Source organism: Flavobacterium salmonis, assembly GCF_903819435.1.
Taxonomy (GTDB): domain Bacteria; phylum Bacteroidota; class Bacteroidia; order Flavobacteriales; family Flavobacteriaceae; genus Flavobacterium; species Flavobacterium chungangense.
On sequence record NZ_CAIJDP010000082.1, the window covers coordinates 1 to 23,490 of the forward strand.

Below are 23,490 nucleotides of genomic sequence, written 5' to 3' on the forward strand. Positions count from 1 at the left end.
TCCTTAATAAACGCTGATCTTTTAAATCCTTAAATTGTCTGTCTTCCAAAATTTGGCTTTTTCAAATATAAACATTTTTGTGTCCAGACGGTAGGATAGCAGTGGAAATCCTTTTTTACCTGGGTTCGGCACAAAAGATTGCAGCGTATAACGTTTTGTATTCTCCATTTAATAAAACGATGATCCTGTTCAACAATATTGTTTAAATATTTACATTATCGAATCTTTATCTTCGAAAAATAAGGCTTATTATAAACCTTTATAGGTCCTGTGTTACAACCACTTTTATCAATATTAATTGCTTTCGGCTTACTATTATTTTTGATTGCTTTAATTTAAAAAGATTAGGCACTCATCCTCTCTTCCTCTGGTCAACAAATAATGCAGGCTTACTCGCTTGGACTGCTAAATATTGCAAGACTGCACGACTTCGACAAAGGTTTGGTTCTTTCTACAGCATTACTATTTTGTTTAATTAAAAATGATTTATGTTAAACAAAATTGTAGCTTTGCAGTATAGTGATAAAACAATATAATGAAAGACATACACCAGGAAACAGAGTTCTTTTCTAATGATACAGCGATAACAGGTCAGGGTCTTATCAATTCTAACGTCGCTACGCCGATTAGAGAAGATGCTTTTGCCGTTTCCAATGAGGAAAAAAAGAGCAGGATTGCAGTGCTTTTTAAAGAAATCATGGAAGTAATAGGGCTTGACCTGAGCGACGACTCCCTTCGGGGAACACCTCAAAGGGTAGCAAAAATGTATATCGAAGAGATATTCTCCGGGCTTGATCCTGCCAATAAGCCTGCAAGCACACTCTTTTTGAATACCTACTCCTACAACCAGATGCTCATCGAAAAGAATATTACTTTATATTCATATTGTGAACATCATTTCGTACCTATTATGGGCAAGGTACATGTAGCCTATATATCTTCAGGAAAGGTCATAGGCTTATCCAAGCTCAATAGAATCGTTCAGTATTTTGGCAGGCGACCTCAGGTACAGGAGCGCCTGACCAACCAGATCGGCGCTGAACTTTCTTCTGTACTTGAGACCGATGATATTGCTGTGATTATTGAGGCAAAACACCTTTGTGTCTGCTCGCGGGGTGTTGCTGATGACGCCTCCTCTACCACTACCGTTTATTATGGCGGTCGCTTAAGTGCTGCCGATAAAATTGCAGAGCTGCACAATTACCTGTTCCGCTAGGTCGCTGTTGTGGTATTCCTTCCTGTATTTTATAAGGCTGTAGTAGGTAGTAAGAAATAAGCGTGTATCAAAATTTCATCATTGCTATTTTGAAATCACGTACAACATGGTCGCTTGCGGTATTATCTCTCATGATTTACCGAACAAGTTCAGGAATGTGGACTTACGCTGTTTTTACAATATCGCTGATTTTGCAAGCGTGGTTGCTTAAGGTGCAGATTTTTAAAATCTTTTGCAGGATCCCCGTATCGTAAAGCCTAAAATTCGCACTGGTACGGATAGGCTACAGAATCAAATACCTTTTTTTCCAATACTTATTGCATAGACCTTTATACCAATAAGGTATTCAATATCTTTTATGGTAAAAATGTTCTTTATGTTGTCCATCTGCTTGTGAAAATTATTAAACAAACTTACTATTTTCTAACATATGGCACCCCATAGCTATCTCCGCTTACCCACGACTGACCTATGGTGCTCTATCAGGGCATTCGCCGCGTCCTCTCCGGATAGTAGCGCAGCATTTAGGGAACCGTTGGCCAGCATATCACCTGCAAGGAAAATCCCGTCGGAGACTGTTACATTCTTTGGTCTGTACGACACATCTATTATATCGGGTAACGCCCTTGGGATATGATATAGCCTTACAAACCTAAGATTGGTAAATCCGCAGTGCTTCAGCAGTTCCCCTTGTACTTTTTCAATTAGTTCCTTATCTTCCAAAGCGTGTTCTTTTACAATGGTTACCGACAGCATCACCTCGTTATCCTTCTGATTAGAGACCCTTTGGGCGTAGGAGAGGGTATTAATGATTGCGTCAGGATCCGGTATCAGCCCGATCAGTTGGTGGTTATCTGCGGGATGCGCTGCCTTGAAGTATAACGTTGTGCATTTTTTCCACAAGATCACCTCAGTGTGGTATCCGGACAGCACTTTGTCCGAATTCGTGGCAAGGATAATGTAATCTGCCTCAAGAACCTCACCGTTTTCGAGGTGTATACGCCTGTTATCCTGTTCGATTTTAACCACCGTTGTGCTTGTCCTGATTGCCGATCTTGTCAAGGGTCTGGCAAGCGCTTGTGCAACGTCGTGTATGCCATTTGCCGGTAGGGCTGCTTTCCCCTGGCTAAACATCTTATAAATGAATTCGAACATTCTTGAAGAAGTGGATAGCTTGTCTTCCAGATAGATGCCTGTGAAGAACGGCATGAAAAAATTCTCAATTATAACAGGGCTGAAGCCATACGCTTTAAGGTACTCAAGGGTTGAAATTTCGGGGGCCTCGAATATTGCGTTGATTGTCTTTCCTTTAAGATACCTTGTAAGGCGGTATACCAGGAATTTATCCTTTACGGAAGCAGCAGGCGACAGTAAGGTTTTCAGCAGCATTGACGGCTGCCGTAAAGGGTCTCCCAGTAGAGATTGTCTGCCGCCGTTGAAAATCACAGCCCCTGGCTGGAAATAGGCAAGATTCAGGCTAGCAAGATCAACATACTTGTTTACAGCGGGATAAGCGGTCAAAAATACCTGAAAACCATGATCAAGGGCATATCCTTCGACGATGTCGGTCTGTAGCCGTCCACCAATTTTTTTCTCAGCTTCCAACACTGTGGACGAATAGCCATTATCTTCAAGTACCCTTGCCGCAGCCAAGCCGCCTGCTCCCGCGCCTATGATATATACATATGGATTTTTAAGCATATTTTGTTTAATCTAAATCGGTTATAGCAAAACAAAAATACAATTTTAAAACGTTTGATTGCCATTAAATAATTTAATAGATCGTGAACCTTATTATGGCGGTCAGAATGTAGTGAAGTGAGAACAAAAGACGAATTTTATATTGATTTTTGCAAGTGAAAAGAGTTCTGTCGCATCTGTCAGAATCAAATATAAGTTTTAAAATGATTTAAAAGTTAGCCAGCCAATTTACAGAATGATCTAAACATAGTTATCCCTGGTCCAACCATTTGATTCTTTCTCAGCATATGCACAACTTCAATTCCGCTTAACGTCCGTTTGGCCGATTCGAAACTTTTAAAACCTAATCCGTTTTGGATGCGCCATTTGATAAAACGATGATCCTGTTCTACAATATTGTTGAGATATTTACACTGCCAGATTTTAATCTTTGAAAATGAAAGCTTGTTATAAACTTTAATCGCTGCAGTATTAGAACCGCTTTTATCAATGTTTATTACTCTTGGTCTGCAGTTGTTACTAATTGCTTTAATTAGAAAAGACTGAGCGCTCATTCTATGTCTTTTTCTGGTCAAAAGAAAGTCTACTGTATTGCCTGATTTATCAACACCCGATATAAATAACACCAAATACCTTTTACTTTGATATAGGTCTCATCCAATCTCCAGCTCGCCCCCACTCTGCCTTTTCTATTCTTCATCTCTGAGTAAAGCAAAGGTGTAAACTTATAAACCCAACGCTGAATCGTGGCATGATCCACAAGCACTCCTCTAATCTTCATTATTTCTTCAACATCCCGGTAACTAAGTGTAAATCTTAATTTGAAATATACTGCCTGAAGAATTATGTATTTTGGATAACAATGTCCTTTCGTATTCATTTTTTCAAGGGTTTAAAATTCTAAAGATAAAAGTTATTCCCAGATGCGACAGAACCGTTTATCGTGCCTTGCGAAGTTTGGTATTTAATTGCTGTTGAAAGGAATATTAGCCTCACTGTTAAATTTTCTCTCTCTGATGTTAAATATCAGTACATCCCCGCAGACTCCAACTTGTTTAGCTATATTTGTAATAGACACCGCAGCAATTTGCGCTATCATTTTTCAAAGGGATATAATTTTCAGATTTTTTGCCGAAGATTGCCAAAAATGTTGTTAATTTATATACTTTGTTTTCTGGATGTCTAAAGACCATATAATACCTAATAGCCCCAAACTATGAAAAAAATTACTCTAATTATTTGCCTGCTGCTGACAGCTGCCGGGGCAAGTGCACAACAGGAAAAAGGAATTATAGGATACAGCAACTGGCTGGATAACTGGACAGAATTCAAGCCTCAAAAGGTCGAGTCCAAAGATGCAAATCAAATCTTAGCTGGAAATATTACTGAAAATACAAAACTGCTGAAAAGAAATGTATATATACTTCAAGGAAATGTATATGTAACTAATAATGCCGTGCTCACTATTGAGCCTGGTACAGTAATTATTGGAGATGCTGTTTCAAAAGGTACTCTTGTAATCACAAAAGGGGCTCAAATTATGGCAGCAGGACAGGAAACTGACCCTATTGTATTTACCTCAAACCAAAGTATGAAAAAAGCAGGTGATTGGGGAGGCGTAGTAATTCTTGGTGATGCTCCAATAAATAAATTTGGCAATGCTGGTTCTTACAGCATGGATCTTGATCCGGCGCTTACTATATACGGAGGAAACAACCCAGCTTCAAATTCAGGAGTATTAAAGTATGTACGAATTGAATTTGCCGGTAAAAAAGTAAAAGGAATGGATTCTTTTAATGGATTGACTATTGCAGGAGTGGGCAATAAAACCATTTTGGAGAATATCATGGTAAGTTACTCGGGCGGTGATTCATTTGCTTTTTATGGAGGTGATGTGAACACGGCTCAATTAGTATCCTACAAATCTATTAATGATGATTTTAAATTTACACAGGGAATCCAATGCCGATTATTTAATTCATTAGCGGTGAGATCATCTTATTTATCGAGCAATAAAGATGGATCCAGATGTCTGGAGGTTAGAACATATGAAAAGAAAAACGAAACTGACTTCACCAAAAAAGCCACATTCGTTAGTGCTTCAAACATGACAATGCTAAACGACAGCGAAAATATTACAGCAGACATTCAGGCAGGTTTAGTTAAAGAAGCTGTGTATATTGCTGAAAATGCATCTTTGGAATTAAAAAGAAGCGTAGTTTCTGGTTTTAATCCTGCAGTGCTTATAGACAGCAAAACTGAAATCAATGAGGTTAATCTGAAAAAAATCAAATTTGAAGAGATGTTCTTTAATCAATGCAGCGGCAATATCTTTACAGAAAACAAGGCTGACAATACAGATTTAGAAAACTGGTACGGTAACAGCATCTTTTTTAATGTTTATTCCCAGACAGATAACAAAGAGACTTTTGTTGATATATCTAATCCAAAGAGACCTGATTACAGACTTCAGTTAGGAAAAATTACTGCCTCAAGCGGTAAATAGATCAAGATTATTTCGCATAAAAACTAATATAAAAGGAAACAGAGTTTACTCGCTGTTTCCTTTTTTTATTTAGAATTCTTTTTAAAATTCAGTCTGGTGTGTGAATGGATGGCAAGGTATTTTTAAAAACTGAACTATCATTAATTTCACTGATATTAAAGGTGGTGCCGGGATAAATCATCTGATATAAAAAATCGGAGCAGGATTACTCCAGCCCCGATTTAATTTATAGTTTCAATTTATTTAGTTTTTTGGCATTACCTAAAAAACTTCAATCAGTGTCTGATAAACTAAGCCATTTTCCTTCCATTATCTTAAAAGATTTTTGGTACTAATAATACTTTTAATCTCAGTGATTTAAAAACTGGTATCTGTTTTTTTGCTTAAACGGAAATGCTAAAATCAATCAGCATTATTAAGCAATAGTAAATAATTAGTTTAAAGAAAATGCCCTTTCAATTACAAGGGCATTTTCTTTTTTTTTATTCTTTTTTTGATTTCGGTTTTTTTGCCTTCTTTGTAACATTTTTTTTGCTTTAACTTTATCTTTTGCTTTCTTTATTAGCTACCTGCTTTTTTCTCTTTTACCTTTTCATTTTTCTTAGCTAATTGCTTTTTTTTCTTTCATCTTTTCTTTCATCTTTTTAGTCTTAGATTTCCTCTCTTTTTCTTCAAATGCTCTACTATTTCCTTAGAAAATTCTGGCTAAATCAACTTCACTCTTTTCTGCTTCTTTTATATCGAAAGTTGTTTTTTTAGTTTCCTTTTTAACACAAAAAAAATCCAAAATCAGTCAGTCAAAAAAATATAAAGAGATTTATTTTTATTTATTTAACTTCTTAATAAACTTCACATTATGTATTTTTTCACTAATTTATTTTAACTTTGTTTGAGTATTTTTTTTAGATTTAAAATATTTTTCAGTCAATTTATAAAGGCTTCTATTCTGAGTTCTTTTATTAATTAAATTAAAAATCAGCACTTATTAAAATTTGACAACGATACTGCACTAAATTAATAAATAATAGGTGGATGATATAAAATTATTTAGTAAGTTCTTGTCCAATCAAAATTAAACAAATACTTATGGAAATCAACTGGTTTATATTGTCTGTAGTAATCTTTTTCGCTCTTGTATTAATTTTTAAATTAGTAAAGCAAAACAAAAAAGATGAAAAAAAATTAGAGGAAGATTTAAACTACTCAAAGAAATCTGAGGAAATAGAACTCAATGACGAAAAGGAAATGTGATGTCAATTAAAAAAAAGACCACATTTGAATATGAAAAAAAATAGCGTTTAAGGCAGTTGGTTAAACATCTAACTCAGTCTCTTATTTTTGTTTTCATATACATAGTCAAAAACATCTCCTGTAAAAAATTGCTTTTCTATTATATATATTCTTTTAATAACTCAATTCTACATAAACAGGCAAATGGTCGGATGGATATCTTAAATCTTTTGAATCACTTAAAACAGCAAATTTTTCTACTTTAAAACCAGCATCTTTAGATATAAAAATATAATCCAGCAATCGTGTTACGGGTTCATTATACTTAAAACCGTTAAAAGTTCCAGAAGGACCAAAAGGTAGTATTTTTGAAATTGCTCTGGTATCTTTCATTTCTTTCTTTAGAAGAAAAATGCCCTCTGATTCAGGCTCTGAATTTAAATCTCCAGTAAAAATGACCGAATAATTTTTAGTATTCACTTCTTTAATTTTAGCAAGAATAAGTTTTATGCCATTTATTTTTGCCTGTGCACCAACATGATCTAAATGCGTATTGAAAACCCAGAAAAGCTGCTTTGTTTTTAGATCTTTAAACAAAGCATACGTGCAGACTCTTTTATATGCCGCATCCCAACCCAAAGAAATTTCACCGGGTGTTTCTGAAAGCCAAAAAGTGTTATTTAAAAGCATTTTTAAACGCTCTTTCTTATAAAAAATAGTAGAGGATTCCCCTTTTCCAACACCCTCTCTTCCTATACCAACACAACTATATTGAGAAAGCCTGTTTGCAATATCACTTACCTGATTTGGTGCCGCTTCCTGAATTCCAAATACATCGGGATTATAAAACTCAATTTGCGATGTAAAAAAATCTTTGCGGTGGCTCCAGTCATTATCGCCATCAACTGTAAGGTCTACACGGATGTTGTAGCTCATTATTTTTAAATTCTGTCCATTGATTTGCATGGCCAAAAGAATCACTATCAAAAATTGTACTCTTCTCATAACTTTATTTTTATTCTGTATTGAATTGATTTATTTTTAAATCTTTAAAATTGATTTCTTATTTTCTATTATTTGCCAATAAAAACGCTGCTCTAATTATAAAGAGCAGCGTTAAAAAAAATAAAAAAACAAAACTAAAAATCAATATATCTTTTTGCTAATTTGCTAAAAGCCACATTGTTTTATTAATTTCATCATAACCTCCAAACTGACGGTTTAATGCTTCCATCAAATTTTGGCTGTTATAATTCAATTCTGAAGAAGGATATAGATATCTCACTGGCATGTTAACTGGACTATTAACGTTTAAGTTCGTTGATGGGTCAATATTAAAATCAGGATATTTATTTCTTCTGTATTCAAAATACGAAGTTTCACCGTCAACTAAAAAATTAAGAAGGTAACGCTGCATCCAAATTTGCTTTAATTGAGTAGCTGCGTCTGCAGCAAAAGCTGCTTCACCTGTAAAATAAGTATCTATATCATTTTGCACAATAGGATTTCCATGTGCAAAAGAAGCATCCGTGCTCATGACATTTTTTAAGGCGGCTTTAACTCCATTTTCATAGTAAAGCTGTGCACTTGATGTAGTAATCCAGCCTTTGATACGTGCCTCAGCCAAAATCAATTCCTGCTCAGCATAGTTAAGCAGCCTTCTTGGTTCACTATTTTGTTTGGTTTGGTATCTAAGGTTTATTTTAGAATACTGACCACTTGCATAATTGGCATTCATTAGTCCGTAATCCAAAGAAGTCTTTACACCTTTATATGCTGTTGCATTACTTTGAGATAATCCTGAAGTAGTCTGGGCTGCCGAAGGTTCTCCAAAATAAAATAATCGTTTGTCATTTAATCTTTTAAGATTGTCTACCACAATATCACTTAAAATAGTTCTGCCGGTAAACATATCGTTTGTACTGTATAATGGATGCAAGTTTACGCTATTATACTCTAAACCAAAATAATCAGAATCATCTTGAAGAAGTATATTTTCATTGACTATACTTGCGAATTTCTCTTTAATTTTTAAATCAGCATCACTCTCTTTTGCACTGAGAGTCATTAGAACTTTAAGTTCAAATGCATTGCAGGCTCTTCTCCATCTTTGGGGATTTCCTTTAAAAATGGTTGGATCGCCATCAAAAGTCACACCTTGTGAGAATTCAAGACGTGCTTGTTCCAATTCACCAAGGATACCAATAAAAACTTCTTTTTGAGAATCGTATTTTGGTTTGTAATTTCCTTGCAGTCCAAGATTTGCTTCACTGTACGGGATATCTCCCATTTTCATTGTCAGAAGATAAAAAGTATACGCTCTTATAAAATGACCTATTCCTTTGTATGAGTTTTCTGCCGGACTGCCCTGAGCAGCCAGTAACATTTTATCAATATCAGGCAAAATAGTCATTTTGTTAAAACTTGAATTGGCTATTAAGTTATATTGGGTTCCCAATTGTCCCTCATTTGCATAACCAACATATTTTGGCAAAGCATTCTCAGCAATATATTCTTTTGCATCACTACCTTGATATTTAGCAACACTCAAGATTATATTGGTAGCTAATAGTGAAGCACTTACCTGGGTAGGGGTATTAGGGTTGGTATTGATCTCATCAAAATTACTACAGCCGGAAAACATGAGCATACCTGTAATTGCTACGATTATTTTTTTCATATCAATAATTTTAAATTATGTTTACTTTTTTCAATTTAGAATTCAAGCTTAATATTGCAGCCTACAAAACGTTGTGAGGGATCGCTAAAATTATCAACACCGCCATCCGGATCAGAATATTTAAAATCTTTTGCCCAAAGAAATAAATTTTGACCTATTGCTGATACTGTAGCATTTTTTGCTTTTATAAAACTATATACTGACTTAGGAACATTATAAGTGAGTGAGACTTCTCTTAATTTCAAAAAAGTAGTACTATACGTATCGGCAGGAGATGGATTACCTCCCCAGGCTGTACCCTTATGAATTCTTTTTACATAGTTCTCATAAGTAACAGGCACGTCATTTGAAGCATATTGTCTGGTATCACTGGTAATATTTCCATAGGCATTATAAGTTACTGCACCTGAAATTACTTTTACTCCATCTCCAATGTAATTGCTTGTACCTGTGGTAATATCTTTGTAACGTATATCATTTACAGAGTCAGGATGGTTTCCGGACTGCCACATGTACATTTCGGTTGTGGTTTGTGCCAAACCTCCTACTCGTCCGTCAAGGGAAATATTCAAAGTGAAATTTTTATAACGAAGTGAAGATGTCAGTCCCCAAATCCAATCAGGATCACTATATCCATAAACGGATTCATAAGCAGAATAGACTGGTAATCCATTCTCATAAATAACAGCTCCATCGGCACTTTTCTGGAAATCATTTAAAACAAAAGCATCAACTCTGTTTCCCACTTTCACCCATGGCCTGTCTGCCGAAAATTCTTTGTCCAACTTGGTGTAATAGCGTGCATATTTAGACCAGTTTGCCATTACATCCCATTGCCAGTCTGTTGTTTTTATTGGTGTAAAGTTTAGTGTAAGTTCAACTCCTCGTCGGGTAATTTCCTGATCTATATTGATATAATTTGAGTTAAAACCTGAAGCACTGCTCACATTTGTTGCGGTTAAAAAGTCGTACATTCTCTTTGAATAATAGGTGAAATCAAATGATAAACGTTTTTTGAACAAAGTTGCAGCTGTTCCTATTTCCCAAGTACTTGCTGACTCGGGTCTAACTTGGTTTCCACGTATAACATCAGGATAAGAAGCTGAGTTTAAACCTCCCCAGGCATTGGTGGTAATATTGTAAACCGAATTAATATCATAAACACCTGCCGGGGTTTTAGATGATGTCCAGGAACCTCGAAGTTTCCATAAGGATAACCAATCAAATTTTGGCAAAACTTCTGAGACTAAAAAACTGCTTGAAACAGATGGATAAAGATAAGAACGTGTAGATTCAGGAAGTGTTGAACTCCAGTCCTTTCGTAAAGTACCTTCAAGAAAAGCCATTCCCTTCCACGATCCGGCAAGTCTTCCATAAAAACTATTTACCTGTCTTTTGTAAACAGAAGAGTTTACAACAGCATTAGTAACAGAAGCTTTTAAAGAATAGAATCCCGGAACAGAAAGTCCTCCTTGGGTTCTGGCCTCAATACCTTCATCCTGTGTATAATAAATTGTTCCTCCAAAAAGACCCTCAATATCAAAATCATTAATTTTTTTATTTCCAGTTAAGATAAAATCAGTATTAGAGCTATAACCACTTCCTAAACCTTCATTATAAGATCCTTTTAAAGATTCTCCCCAAATCTCTGTCCCGTTAAGAATAACTGTAGAAACACCGGCACCAACCAGAGATCCTTTTGAAATCCTAACAGTCTGCTTGTTATTATAGGTATCAAAACCAGTTCTGACAGTAGCATTAAGCCAGGGAGCTATTTCATAACTTGCCGAAACAAAACCGTTAAAAACATTTCGATCTAAACTATGTAATCTTTCAAATCTGTCAAAATAAGGATTATTATTTGTACCGGTATAACTATTATTTTGCGACTCATTTTTTACAAGCCAATAATCTTTATATTTTCGTATATCGTAATCCGGAGATGACCAAACAAGAATATTATACATTGGATCATAGCCCTTATAACCATTAAATCCAATATTTGGCGAGCTTTGCTTATTTATCGATATTGAAGATGATAATTTGAAATTATCTAAACTAATGTCTCCACCTAATGTATAAGTATATTTATCATATTGAGAATTTGGATATTGCCCTTTATTGCTAACCCAGGTTGCAGATGATCTAAGATTCCCGAATTCTCCTTGCTGTGTTACACTTAAGTTGTTATTTAAAATATAACCCTGATCCAGAAAGTTTTTAAAATTATCCTTTCCTATTGGTAAATAAGGCATCGATTTATAGGATTTACTAACCGGATCCCACTGAACAACTTCTTGCCCTTCCATTGGTACTCCCCAAGAGCCTGTTCCTTTATACATATTGGTGGTAGCATCTATCTGTCTTCCAAAAGTTGTTTGAGTTTCAGGAATTGCCAGATAACCCGCTGTAAACATAGTACTGCTGTTTACTGATACCGTAAGGCCTTTTTTAGAACTTCCTTTTTTGGTTGTTACAACAATAGCACCGCTGGCGCCACGATAGCCATATAAAGCTGATGCAGTTGCTCCTTTCAGTACACTTAAAGATTCTATATCATCAGCAGGAATATCTCTAAGAGTCATGTTTCCATACGGTACTCCATCAATAATTAATAAGGCACTTTCGCCTCGAATTTCAACAGTGGGGGCTTCTGCAAATTCAGTACTGTTTTTCACAAGTAAACCTGATACCTTACCAGTTAATGACGTTGCAACATCAACACCTTTAACAGTTTGTACAGAAGATCCTTCTACTTTTTGTACAGCATACCCCAGAGCCTTTTCTTCTCGTTTAATTCCTAAGGCAGTAATTATTAACTCGTTTAGTGCTTCAGCTTCCTCTTCAAGGGTGATATTGATTATCCTTTCTTTTTCAACTTTTTGTTTAACGGTCTTAAATCCCATATAAACAAAAACAAGTATTTCTCCTTCTTCGGCCTCAATACTGTATTTTCCGTCTAAATCTGTTTGCACACCTACTGATGTTCCTTCAATAAGAATTGTAGCTCCCGGAATGGGTTTACCTAAATTATCTGTAACTGTCCCTGAGATTTTTATTTGCTTTGCGACATTTACTGCCTTTTTAACTTTAGCAGGACTATTGATTTTAAAAGTAATCAAACCAGTATTTATTTGATAAGCAACGTTAAATTTAACAGCAACTTCCTTAAGCAGTGCTGCTATTGTTTGTGTTCCTGAACTAACAGGAACTTGAGTTTTAAGTTTTGCAACCTCATCAGAATAAAGTAGCGAAAAATCAGTTTGACTTTCAATAGCTTTAAATAATGCTTTGAGTTCATAAACATTTTTTGAAACTGATACTGGAGTAGATTCTGTGCTTTGCGAGTTAAATGCTGACGCAAATGTCACTTGTGTCCATAACGTAACCAAAAAAAAGAAAAGTATATTCTTTTTATTATTGTTTTTATTTGTTACAAGATACATAATTTGAATATATTTGTTTTATGTTAATTATTTGCAATTAATGTGACCCGATAATTGGTGGCCGCCATGTTCGGGTTTTTTTTATGTTATTTAAGTAGTCTTTTAGTTTTGCATAGGCGCTAGTTTTTACAGGGTTTTAGTTTAATTTTTATGGTGTCCTTTTTAATTGTGCTATATTCCATATCATTAATGAAACGAATACTGCTTAAGATTTTTTCGATGTCATTGCCTGAGAAATTTCCACTAATAGTATTGCATTGATAAAGTTTTGAATCCAGTTTCAGTACCACGTTGTATTTTCTTTGGAGTGTTAGTAATACCTGATCTATCTGAGCGTGATCAAAAAAGATTCTTCCTTCTTTCCATGCCAGGTAATTTGATGATTCTATATTATTGGATCTTATAAGAGACCCCGAAACATCGTCATAAGTCACTCTCTGATTTTTAGTGATAATTTCGGATTTAGAGGAATGCTGATCTGTAACTTTTACCTTTCCGGAAACAACCGTTACTGACGCAAGACCTTTTTCATAATTGGTTACAATAAATCTCGTACCCAAAACCTGTGTTTTTAAATGAGCTGAAGAAATTATAAAGGGATGTTTTTCTTTGTGTACAACTTCAAAATAGGCTTCTCCTTTTAAAGTAATTTCTCTGGAATCTTCTCCAAAGTGTTCCGGATAAACTATACTGCTTCCTGAATTTAAATAAACCATGGAGGAATCAGGTAATCGTACATTTTTTTGCTCACCAAATTGAGCAGTAACAGTAATAAAATGATTCGTTTTAAAAATAGAATTAAAAGTAAACAGCAATGTTCCTAAAAGTATAACTGCCGCAACAGATGCCGAAATTCTGTAATAAGTTTTCTTTTTTCTTTCTAGCCTTTCTTCTATTTTACGCAAAATATGATCGCCCCAAACATTATCAATATCATCTTCTGTAATGCCGTTATCCTGAATTTTGTTAAAATAAGTATCTATTATTTTTTTTTCCTTTTCAGAAGATTTGCCTTCACTGTATCTTTTAAAAAGATGCTTGTACTGTTTTTGCATATGACTATTAAATAAGGTCTTTATTATATAGTACAAGAAAAGCAGGCAGCACCTATAAAATTTTTAAAGGATTACAATTTGTTAACATTCTTAACAAAAAGCTTAAAAATAGCTCTAGTCAAGAACAAAAAATAAGAATGGCCAATAATTTAATGTAGTAATCATTTTCTGTCTTTAACATTTTTAAAGCCTTATTAATTTGATTTTCAACTGTACTTACTGATATCTTTTTATATTCAGCAATCTCTTTAATACTCATATTTTCATAAAATCTAAGATTAAAGATATCAAGGCACTTTGGAGGTAAAATTTCATGTGCCTTTTCTCTGACATGCTCAGCTAACCGCTCTTTTGGAAATTCAGCAAATTCCTGTTCTTCTATCAATTGCAGAGACTCTTCTAATACTTCTAATTCAAAAGCTGTCAGTTTCTTATTTCTAAGATTTTTTGCGCATTGGTTTCGAACTGCCTGAAATAAATATGCAGTGTAATTTTGAATTTCAGTATCATTCATTCGCACCCAAAAATCAATAAATATTTCCTGAATAATATCTTCAGCTGATACTTTATCACGCAAAATATTAAAAGCAAAAGCATAAAGGGCTTTCCAGTTTTGATGGTAAATTTTATTGAAAACAGTTTTTTTGTTTAAAAAAGTATTTTGTTCTGCCTTCACTGCATTAGTTTTAGTTTGCTGCAAAGCTATATGGCCCTTATCTAACTTTACTATTTATCAATATGATCTTTTTATTAAATTTTTAATGAATAAAAAAACAGGCTTGATAACTTAAAAATGATCTTCATGAAGAGGTAAAATGGTATAATAATAAGTTCTATCGAATCTGTAAGCATAAAATATAGGTCTTTAAGTAATTTTAAAATTAAACTATTAATTTACAGAATGATGTTCATGAGTTTAAGGATTTAAAAGGCAAAGATAAAACTTAGCTTCGATGTGACAGGACCAAATATTTTTATCTTACTAAAAATTATAGCTTACTTTAAATCTGTTAAAAACATTATACCATATTACGTTCAGCAAGCCAATCATAAATTTCGGTTTGTGCACGTCTTGGTTCATCAATATTTAGAAGGTCTAATTCATTATTTCCTTCACTATTTATGATTCTTCTTTTTGTATTGTCTTCCAGTTGTAACTGGATAATTGTATTAATTTCGGCAATGTGTCTTTCATCATACAGCGGAAAAGCAACTTCTATTCTTCTGTTTAAATTTCGGCTTAACATATCTGCAGATGACAAATAGATTTTTTCCTCACCATTATTTGCAAATTTGTAAATTCTGGAATGTTCCAGGAACATATCTACAATCCTGTAGATTTTTATATTTTCACTTAAACCTTTAATTCCCGGCAATAAATTGCAGATTCCACGTACTATCAATGTCACTTCAACACCTGACCTGCTTGCTTCAATAAGCTTGTCGATAATATCTTTTTCATCCACTCCGTTTACTTTTAAAAATACAGCAGCTTTTCTGCCGGCTTTTTTATTTTCTATTTCAGTATCTATTAATTCCAGTAACTTTTCTTTCATATTAAAGCCTGCCGCCAGAATATCTTTTGGTGCTTCTGCTTTTTTCTTCGTTTTCAAAAAAGTAAAGATTTTTTTCAGATCATCTGTGTATTTTTTTTCTGAGGTAAAAAAACCAAAATCTGAATAAACATTCGCTGTACTTTCATTAAAATTTCCAGTTGACAAATAATTATAGCATTTTTTATTTCCGTATTTGTCTTTCATTGTTACCGTAGCAACTTTAGCATGAACCTTTAAATTCGGCATGCTTTGAATGATTTTTATTCCGGCATTTTTCATTTCGCGGGACCAGAATAAATTATTGTATTCATCAAAACGTGCTTTGACTTCTACAAAAACAGTTACTTTTTTACCATTTTTAGCGGCACTTATCAAAGCATTTGCAATTAACGACTGCGATGAAATCCGGTATAAAGTAATTTTTATCTCCAGAACGTTTCTGTTAATTGCCGCCTGATTAAAAAACTGCAGTACATAATAATAGGATTGATACGGAAAGTGCAATAATTGATTTTGTTTGTCAATAATTTCAAAAACCGACTTCTTGCTTTCAAAAGGCAAATGTTTGAGACCCGGATAATTTGCCCCCTGAAGATTTGGTTTAACCGGATTTGGAAACTTGAATAAATCATAAAAATTATGATGGCTTCCTCCTTTTATCATTTCATCTTTTTTAAGTCGAAAAGTTTTTTTACATACCGAAATTGTTTCAGAATCCATATTAGAATCATACAAAAACCTTGTGGATGAACCTCGTTTGCGTTCTTCAATTTTTGCTTCAATTTTTGCTATCAAATCTCCTGAGTTTTCATCTTCTATCAGATAATTTTCATCCCGGTTTAATTTTATGGCATTGCAGGCAACCACTTTTCCGGAAGGAAATATAAGGGATAGACAATTCTTTATTATAGTATCAATCGAAATAATGTAATGTGTATCTCCCTTACTTTGCAATTGTTTATACCGATCCAGTTTATCCGAAGGAATATTCAGATAAGCATAGTTATAGTTACCCGAAGTATCTTTTAATTTTACCAAAAAGTATAAACTGCGATTATTTAAGAAATACGTTTTAGGCTGGTTTATTGAAATATGAATGACCTGTATATAAGAGAGAATGATACTTTTAAAATAATATTCGATCTCCTGCCGATGCTCTTCTAAAAGTTCCTGATTTTCATAATATATAATCTTATTAGCAGCTAATTCAGGTAATATTGAACTATTCCAAATTGCTCCAAACCTATTTTGCTGGAGATTTACTTCAGTCAGAATTTTATCCAGTAACTCTCTATTCTTTTTTGAATTTTTAATCACCAGTTTTCTGATTTTAACCCTAAAAAATTCATCCAGGTTAGAAGAATAAATGGCTAAAAATTTAATTCGTTCATATAGTGAATTATTAGCGCCTTCTGCTTCATCTAAAATGCAGTTATTGAAAGAAAGCCATGATAATTCTGAAGGGATAAGATAGTTTTGCACGTTTAATAAGATACTACTACAAGAGAAATTGGTTAATACTTTTTATGAATAGATTTGTAAATTTCAGTATTATTTATTTTAAAATATAAATACAGACAAGCAGTTAACTATAATTTAATTTAATGGTAACATATTATAATCAGCTCAATAGCATAAAAGCTATTCTCTGAAGATTGTGCAATTATTTTAGAAGCGCCATAAAAATATTCGTATCTGAGGTCCGTTTTATTTTTATAAATTTACACTATGAAACAAGCCGAAAGCGTTAGCGATTTTTATAAACGGCTTCCTAGCCATGCACCAGCACTTGTACCCCTTAATAATGCAGGCATGGGACATATTAACATATTCAGCAGAGATAGCTGCGCGGTGGTAAGTCCTTACAGCCTCCGGGATTTTTATAAAGTTTCCCTAATTATTGGCAAGGGTAAAATCTATTATGCTGACAAATGGATACAAATCGACCGGCCAGCTCTACTTTTTTCCAATCCTGTCGTACCTTATTCCTGGGAGGCAGAGTCTGAGCAACAGTCAGGCTGGTATTGCTTGTTTAACGAAGATTTCATTCAGCATAGCGAGCGTCTGGGAAGCTTACAGGATTCGCCTTTATTCAAAATTGGCTGCAACCCGATATTCTTTCCTGATGCTATTCAATTGAAGGAACTTTCGTCTCTATACAGGAAGATGCAGGAAGAAATGCTCTCCACTTATCCACATAAGTATGATGTACTGCGTAGTTATCTGCATCTGATCATACATGAGGCCATGAAAAATAATCCTGCAACCAATTTTCACACCTACACTAATGCCTCATCAAGGGTTTGTTCTTTATTTTTGGAATTGCTCGAAAGACAGTTTCCAATTGATTCGCCTGGACTTGTGCTCAAACTGAAAGCCCCTGCCGATTATGCGGCTGCTTTATCGGTTCACATCAATCACCTTAATCGTGCGGTAAAGCAAGTAAGCGGCAAGACTACAACTGAGCATATCACTGCGCGCATTATAAAAGAGGCAAAGGCATTATTACAGCATAGTAACTGGAACATAGCCGATATTGCTTACAGCCTTGGCTTTGAATACCCTTCCTATTTTACTCTTTTTATAAAAAAGCATACAGGTCTGATACCCTCGCAGCTGAGGTAGTCTGTTTGAATATTATAACTATCAGTTTGATCATTATAAATTCTGCTGAGTTTGCTAATCTAAATTTGTTGAAACAAAATAAGATAAAAAATGAAATACAGAAAACTTGGAAAAACTGACGAACATCTATCTGCACTTGGCTTGGGATGCATGGGTATGAGCTTTGCTTACGGACCTACAGATGACAAAGAAAGTTTAGCTACGCTGGAAAAAGCCCTTGACCTGGGGATCAACTTTTGGGATACAGCCGATATGTACGCTAATGGTGCCAATGAAGAACTTATATCAAAGGTATTGGTACCCAACCGCGATAAGATATTTATCGCAACGAAATTCGGATTCCGTTTTAAAGATGGTATTGCAGGCCCCAGCAGTGCAGCCAATACCTACTTTGACGGTTCGCCTGCCTGGATGAAAGTTGCTGTTGAAAACAGCCTAAAACGTATGAAAATAGACACTATTGACCTATATTATGTACATCGTGTTGATCCAAATATTCCAATTGAGGAAACTGTTGGCGCAATGTCAGATTTGGTAAAAGAAGGAAAAGTACGTTATCTTGGCCTGAGTGAGGCCTCGCCAGCCTCAATCCGCAAAGCACACGCTGTACATCCAATTGCTGCCCTGCAAAGTGAGTATTCGTTACTAACCAGAGATGTTGAAACAGATATATTACAGACTACCCGTGAACTTGGAATCTCACTGGTGCCCTATTCTCCCTTAGCACGAGGTTTGGTTACTAATGTCCTTAATATCGACACTTTTGCCGATAATGATTTTAGAAGAACCTTACCGCGCTACCAACAGGAGAATATAAATAATAACAATATTCTAGTGAGCGAATTTGCAGCAATGGCCCTGAATAAAGAATGCACGCCGGCACAACTGGCCCTTGCATGGGTTTTGGCTCAGGGTGATGATATTATCCCAATACCCGGCACCAAAAAAAGAAAATACCTGCAAGAGAATGCAATGGCAGTTGACATCAATATAACAAATGAGGATCTGATGACAATTGAAAGACTCCTTAAGCAATATCCTATCATAGGAGATCGGTACAGTGAAGAAGCTATGAAAATGGTCAATCATTAAAATCACAAGGTTCTGATAGACAAGCCTCCAAAATCAAATGACTTTGCTGGCTTGTATTTTTTTGTGGCCCTAGATGTACTATTGGAGTAAAGTCCATTTAACAAGATTCTTTGTTTTCCTGACGCAATTCAATGTTTCAAAATTAAATAACGACAAAAGATTGCTGCAGTTAAAAAAATCAAAATTTTATGTTGGATTTAAAAATCGATGCCTTTTGAATTTCGTGATTGGTCTAATGATTTGCACAAAGAAAAGCTTGGCGTATCTTAACTTGTTTGACCGCAAAGATTACAGGATGGTCGTTAAGTTTGGAGTAAAAATAAAACCACTACTTTATTAAAATAGTGGTTTTGTAATGAATAAATAATGATGTATAAAATTATAAAGTAAATCTCCAAAATCTATATGTAATGTTTTAGAATAGGCTATTCGATTACTATTTTTTTGGTTATTTTAGTTGCATTTTGAGAAATCATCGCCAAATATATACCTCTGGCAAGTTTAGTTCTAATAAATTGATTAGTATTAGATTTAAGATTTTTTGTTTCGTATAATGGCTTGCCGTCTATTGAGTATATAGTAAGAGAATAATTTTCGTCTGATTGTGAAGCAAAATAAATATTAAACTCTCCACCCTTTGATGGATTAGGATATACCTGGACATTAGTATCTATTTGAATATTATCTATTGTAATATTTTTCTCATCTGCACTTTTTGAAATATTTCCTATTTTATTGAATTTGAATAATTGACATGAAGTCCCGTAATAGTCCCAAAGTTGAAGATTTACTGTGCCATCCATATTACAATTAGAAATGCCCCAGCCTTTTGATGTATTTATGGCTGATTTTATGCTGTAATAACCATTACCTACATCGGTTACTAACCATTTTTGAGCATCATTACTATAATTATCCCAAAGTCTTATCGATTTTCCATTTGTCGGATCTGCGCTATCAAGATCAATTACACGTCCTGTAGAACTTGCATTTGATTTAAAACGCCAATAGCCATTTCCGGCATCAATAGCAATCCATTGTTGTGCTGTTGACCCTGATCTATCCCAAGGACGGATTACAGTTCCATTTGCATTAGTCCCATACTTAAGATCTATTACTTTACTTGAATTTGTTTTAAATTCAATTTCATAAACACCATTGTTTACTATTGAAGTACTACTACAGATTTGTGATGGTATATTGCTATTTGTATATGCAGAGAACCACTGCTTAACTGGTGCACCACAAGACTCCCAATCGTTATTGAAAGCAGTTGTAACATTAAAATAATTTTAGGTCTAATCTGCGATCCAGTTACCATGAAAACCTAATGGTACGTGATGATCAAGTTTGATGCGTGCCAATGGGGCTCCATCAAAATCATCGGCGGCAAGAATGACCATTTCACTAGCATTTCTTGCGGGATCGTACCATACCTGTAAAACATACCCGTCATCCTCCACTGTTGCTCCTTTTTTTGGAACAAAAATAGGTTCTCCTGGAAGCATATCATAATCTGGGTTCAGATATTGGAAGTAGCTTGCGCCTGTTAAATAATCATATTTGATGGTACAATTGAATCCTTTGGAATCTCCCCGGCGGTTATTCACGCCTGCCATATAGCCATATCTGTGTTTTCTACCGTAGAAAAGTTCATTTGGTCGTACAAATTCTGCGCTGAAATCACCCAAGCGATCGTGGGTAATATTCCCCGTTTTAAGATCAATAACAATTCTCCACAATTCAGGATCTGAAAAGGGTGAAGGTTCATCAACCAGTGGAAATGGAAAGAAATTCTCAGGACGAATTCCAGGTCTAATATTGATTAGGTTTTGCACAGTTGCATCTACAATAATCTTATCGTCAATTTGATAAGAATTCAAATAATGTCCAACAGTATAAGGACCAATATCAAACCATCTGGTTTGTCCAGTCTTGCGGTGTATCAGCAGTACTTTCCCATTGACTGCTTTATCGTCAAATAACCAAGCACTTTTCCCTTTTGGAACATAATCTTTTGAACGTGGGAAGAAGCTAATCGGTCCAAAAAAGAAAACACAAAAATCTTCTGTAAATGTAAAATCGTGACACCATGGTGTTATGGGCATAGCAGTTTTTTGCCTACAAACGATCTCTCCTTGCTGATTTGTTGAAAAATATTCTAGTTCCTTACGCTCATTGTCTAGTGAGAAAAAAAGAGTTTCCCCGGTTTTATGATCCTGGTGAGAGTGGGCTGTAATCATACCCTTAAATTGACCTCCAAAATCAAATTTGCCCAGAGTATCTAGATTATGCGCATCTATTTCATAGTAGAATGAGTCTACTTCATGCATAGTAAGCACTTTTCCAGCCAATTTTATAACGTTGATCCCAGCTACGGATTTAATCAATGGTGCTCCCTCAGGTAACTCCGGTTGTGGTTGACCACTTCCTCCCAAAATACCGTTATATAATGCGTGTCCTACAGATCTTTCTACTTTTAGTCCATCGGTTTCCACCAAACGGTTGGCATAGCTTGCTTTACCGTCACGTAGAAAAAATGCATGTACCATTCCGTCTCCGTCAAACCAGTGAAACTGATCTGGATTCATTGGTTTAAAATGTTGGTTACCGCCTGTACGATATAAGGCACCATTCAATTCACGAGGTATTTCGCCCTCAACATGTACATTTTCGATTTGAAACTCATTAACAAGTGGCTCATACGGTCCTTGTAAAAACGGATTTTTATTTGTCCACATAATATTCGTTGTTTATATATTAAATTTTATTAGTTAAAAAGGATATTTTCTATGTTCGTACTGAACTGTAATTACTTGTAAGGTGGTAAATTCAGCCACTACTTCATCTGCGTTGAATTTGGTTAGGCCTGAACTTTTTTCTCCACCAAATACGATTTGTGGTTCGTCATTAACCGATTGGTCGTTAATATGCACCATTCCTGTTTCTATCTGCTGAGCAATCCTTACGCCTTTATCCAAATCTTTGGTGTGTAAAGCCCCACTCAATCCATAAATGGAATCATTGGCCATTTGAATAGCTTCCTCATCATCCTTAAAAGGAATAAGAACAGCTACAGGCCCAAAAATCTCATCGCATGCAATGGGCATTTTATTGGTGGCATTTGTAATAACTGTAGGAGCTATCACATTTCCTTCTGCTGTTCCTCCTAAAGCAAGTATGGCTCCTGCTTTTATGCTTTCATCAATGTTTTTGAGGATACGATCCACTTGTCTTTTTTCAATAAGTGGCCCAACAATTACATCGGGGTCGGCAGGGTTTCCATATTTTAGTGTAGCAATCTTTGCTATAAACTTTTCAGCAAATTCCTGATAAATATTTTCGTGGATAAGGATGCGGTTGATTGCCATACAAATCTGTCCTTGGTGCAAGAATTTTCCAAAAGCAGCAGAGTTAACGGCGTAGTCTATGTCGGCATCTTCACGAACTATGAAAGCATTGTCACCACCCATTTCAAGTACTGCTTTTTTGAGAAGTCGTCCACATTTTTCGCCTATCATACTTCCTACACGTGTAGAGCCGGTAAAAGAGATGAGCCTTGGTATAGGATTTTCCACAAAGGCATCTCCAGTCTCTTCATTACTTCCCATTACAACATTAAACACACCTTTTGGGATGCCAGCTTCTTCAAACAATTTACCCATAAACGATCCGCCAGTAATTGGTGTTTGCGGTGCCGGTTTCAATACCACTGTATTACCTACTGCCAGTGCATAAATCACAGAGCGCAGGGATAGGTAAAAAGGAAGGTTCCAAGGACTGATAACTCCAATTACACCTAGCGGTTTGCGATAAACCCTTGCTTCTTTGCCTGCTACAGAACTTTGCGAGATATAGCCTTGTAAACGTGCTGGCATGCCTATGGCAAATTTGAAACCTTCTATTGCAGCATCAAACTCTATTTTTGCTTTTAACAATGTACTTCCACTTTCCATTACTAACAGGTCAATAAATTCCTGTTTGCGGACTGTAAACAATTCCAATGCCTTACTCATAATATCACGTCTTTCTGTAAAATTAGACACAGCCCAGTTTTTTGAAGCCAGTTTTGCAGCTTGATATGCAGCATCAACGTCTTGCTCATCAGCACTAATAAATTCTAATATTAGCTCACCCGTATATGGATTATAATCAGCTATTTTAGAAGTCTTAGAACTACCTTCCCCCCATTCACCGCCAATAAACTGAAGGTGAAAATTTTCATATTTTTTCATATTTTTTTGATTAAAGATTATGTAATTAAGTAGTTTTGACTAGGTACTTTTACTTCTCACTTTCATCTACAAAAGTAGGATCAAGGTTTCGGAAATAGCATGCATTTGTTGCTAACAGATATGTACTTTTGGGAAATTATTATAGTAC

General features: G+C 35.1%; 16 protein-coding genes. 5 read left to right on the forward strand and 11 right to left on the reverse strand.

What is annotated here, in order from left to right; all coding sequences use genetic code 11:
• Positions 1 to 535: 535 nt before the first annotated feature.
• On the forward strand, positions 536 to 1,216 hold the full coding sequence (folE, locus tag FLACHUCJ7_RS18050; protein WP_180909902.1) for a GTP cyclohydrolase I FolE: 681 nt from the start codon (positions 536 to 538) through the stop codon (positions 1,214 to 1,216).
• 444 nt (positions 1,217 to 1,660) lie between these two features.
• Here the strand turns inward: folE and FLACHUCJ7_RS18055 are convergent, their stop codons facing one another.
• Both FLACHUCJ7_RS18055 and FLACHUCJ7_RS18060 read right to left on the reverse strand, forming a co-directional pair.
• Positions 1,661 to 2,917 (reverse strand): NAD(P)/FAD-dependent oxidoreductase, encoded by a 1,257-nt coding sequence (locus FLACHUCJ7_RS18055; protein WP_180909903.1) that lies wholly within the window; start codon positions 2,915 to 2,917, stop codon positions 1,661 to 1,663.
• Positions 2,918 to 3,132: 215 nt separating this feature from the next.
• Positions 3,133 to 3,797, reverse strand: a protein-coding gene (locus FLACHUCJ7_RS18060) for an IS6 family transposase (RefSeq protein ID WP_379780312.1) whose coding sequence is annotated in 2 segments (ribosomal slippage) — positions 3,133 to 3,527 and positions 3,527 to 3,797 — 666 coding nt in all. Because the reading frame shifts where the segments join, the coding sequence is not laid out codon by codon here.
• 336 nt (positions 3,798 to 4,133) lie between these two features.
• On the opposite strand from FLACHUCJ7_RS18060, the gene FLACHUCJ7_RS18065 reads away from it, so the two are divergent.
• Positions 4,134 to 5,423, forward strand: a complete 1,290-nt coding sequence (locus tag FLACHUCJ7_RS18065; protein WP_180909904.1) for a hypothetical protein — start codon at positions 4,134 to 4,136, stop codon at positions 5,421 to 5,423.
• 1,086 nt (positions 5,424 to 6,509) lie between these two features.
• Entirely contained in the window at positions 6,510 to 6,674 is a 165-nt protein-coding gene (locus FLACHUCJ7_RS18070) for a hypothetical protein (protein WP_180909905.1), read from the forward strand.
• Between the two features lie 153 nt (positions 6,675 to 6,827).
• On the opposite strand, the gene FLACHUCJ7_RS18075 is transcribed toward FLACHUCJ7_RS18070, so the two are convergent.
• The 6 genes from FLACHUCJ7_RS18075 to ppk1 all read right to left on the reverse strand — a co-directional run bounded on the left by FLACHUCJ7_RS18075 (position 6,828) and on the right by ppk1 (position 16,872).
• Positions 6,828 to 7,658, reverse strand: coding sequence for an endonuclease/exonuclease/phosphatase family protein (locus FLACHUCJ7_RS18075; RefSeq protein ID WP_180909906.1), 831 nt, complete (start codon positions 7,656 to 7,658; stop codon positions 6,828 to 6,830).
• Positions 7,659 to 7,815: 157 nt separating this feature from the next.
• A complete protein-coding gene (locus FLACHUCJ7_RS18080; protein ID WP_180909907.1) occupies positions 7,816 to 9,333 on the reverse strand; it encodes a SusD/RagB family nutrient-binding outer membrane lipoprotein in 1,518 nt (505 codons plus the stop codon).
• A gap of 35 nt (positions 9,334 to 9,368) precedes the next feature.
• The gene (locus FLACHUCJ7_RS18085) at positions 9,369 to 12,779 is read right to left on the reverse strand and encodes a SusC/RagA family TonB-linked outer membrane protein (RefSeq protein WP_180909908.1); all 3,411 of its coding nucleotides are present in this window, start codon (positions 12,777 to 12,779) and stop codon (positions 9,369 to 9,371) included.
• 119 nt (positions 12,780 to 12,898) lie between these two features.
• Positions 12,899 to 13,834, reverse strand: a complete 936-nt coding sequence (locus tag FLACHUCJ7_RS18090) for a FecR family protein (RefSeq protein ID WP_180909909.1) — start codon at positions 13,832 to 13,834, stop codon at positions 12,899 to 12,901.
• 118 nt (positions 13,835 to 13,952) lie between these two features.
• Complete coding sequence (locus tag FLACHUCJ7_RS18095; protein ID WP_180909910.1) at positions 13,953 to 14,510, reverse strand: RNA polymerase sigma factor; 558 nt, start codon at positions 14,508 to 14,510, stop codon at positions 13,953 to 13,955.
• A gap of 343 nt (positions 14,511 to 14,853) precedes the next feature.
• A complete protein-coding gene (gene ppk1 / locus FLACHUCJ7_RS18100) occupies positions 14,854 to 16,872 on the reverse strand; it encodes a polyphosphate kinase 1 (RefSeq protein WP_180909911.1) in 2,019 nt (672 codons plus the stop codon).
• A 246-nt stretch (positions 16,873 to 17,118) separates the two neighbouring features.
• Between ppk1 and FLACHUCJ7_RS18105 the strand changes: the two genes are divergently transcribed.
• Both FLACHUCJ7_RS18105 and FLACHUCJ7_RS18110 read left to right on the forward strand, forming a co-directional pair.
• Positions 17,119 to 18,015 (forward strand): helix-turn-helix domain-containing protein, encoded by an 897-nt coding sequence (locus tag FLACHUCJ7_RS18105; protein WP_180909912.1) that lies wholly within the window; start codon positions 17,119 to 17,121, stop codon positions 18,013 to 18,015.
• 90 nt (positions 18,016 to 18,105) lie between these two features.
• Positions 18,106 to 19,107 carry an aldo/keto reductase gene (locus FLACHUCJ7_RS18110; protein ID WP_180909913.1) on the forward strand — a complete coding sequence of 334 codons (1,002 nt, stop codon included), beginning with the start codon at positions 18,106 to 18,108 and terminating at the stop codon, positions 19,105 to 19,107.
• 425 nt (positions 19,108 to 19,532) lie between these two features.
• Here FLACHUCJ7_RS18110 and FLACHUCJ7_RS18115 read toward each other — a convergent pair whose 3' ends face one another.
• The 3 genes from FLACHUCJ7_RS18115 to FLACHUCJ7_RS18125 form a co-directional block, all read right to left on the reverse strand.
• The gene (locus FLACHUCJ7_RS18115) at positions 19,533 to 20,306 is read right to left on the reverse strand and encodes a T9SS type A sorting domain-containing protein (RefSeq protein WP_180910073.1); all 774 of its coding nucleotides are present in this window, start codon (positions 20,304 to 20,306) and stop codon (positions 19,533 to 19,535) included.
• Positions 20,307 to 20,405: 99 nt separating this feature from the next.
• Positions 20,406 to 21,848, reverse strand: a complete 1,443-nt coding sequence (locus tag FLACHUCJ7_RS18120; RefSeq protein WP_180909914.1) for a carotenoid oxygenase family protein — start codon at positions 21,846 to 21,848, stop codon at positions 20,406 to 20,408.
• A 33-nt stretch (positions 21,849 to 21,881) separates the two neighbouring features.
• Complete coding sequence (locus tag FLACHUCJ7_RS18125) at positions 21,882 to 23,342, reverse strand: aldehyde dehydrogenase family protein (protein WP_180909915.1); 1,461 nt, start codon at positions 23,340 to 23,342, stop codon at positions 21,882 to 21,884.
• Between the last annotated feature and the right edge of the window lie 148 nt (positions 23,343 to 23,490).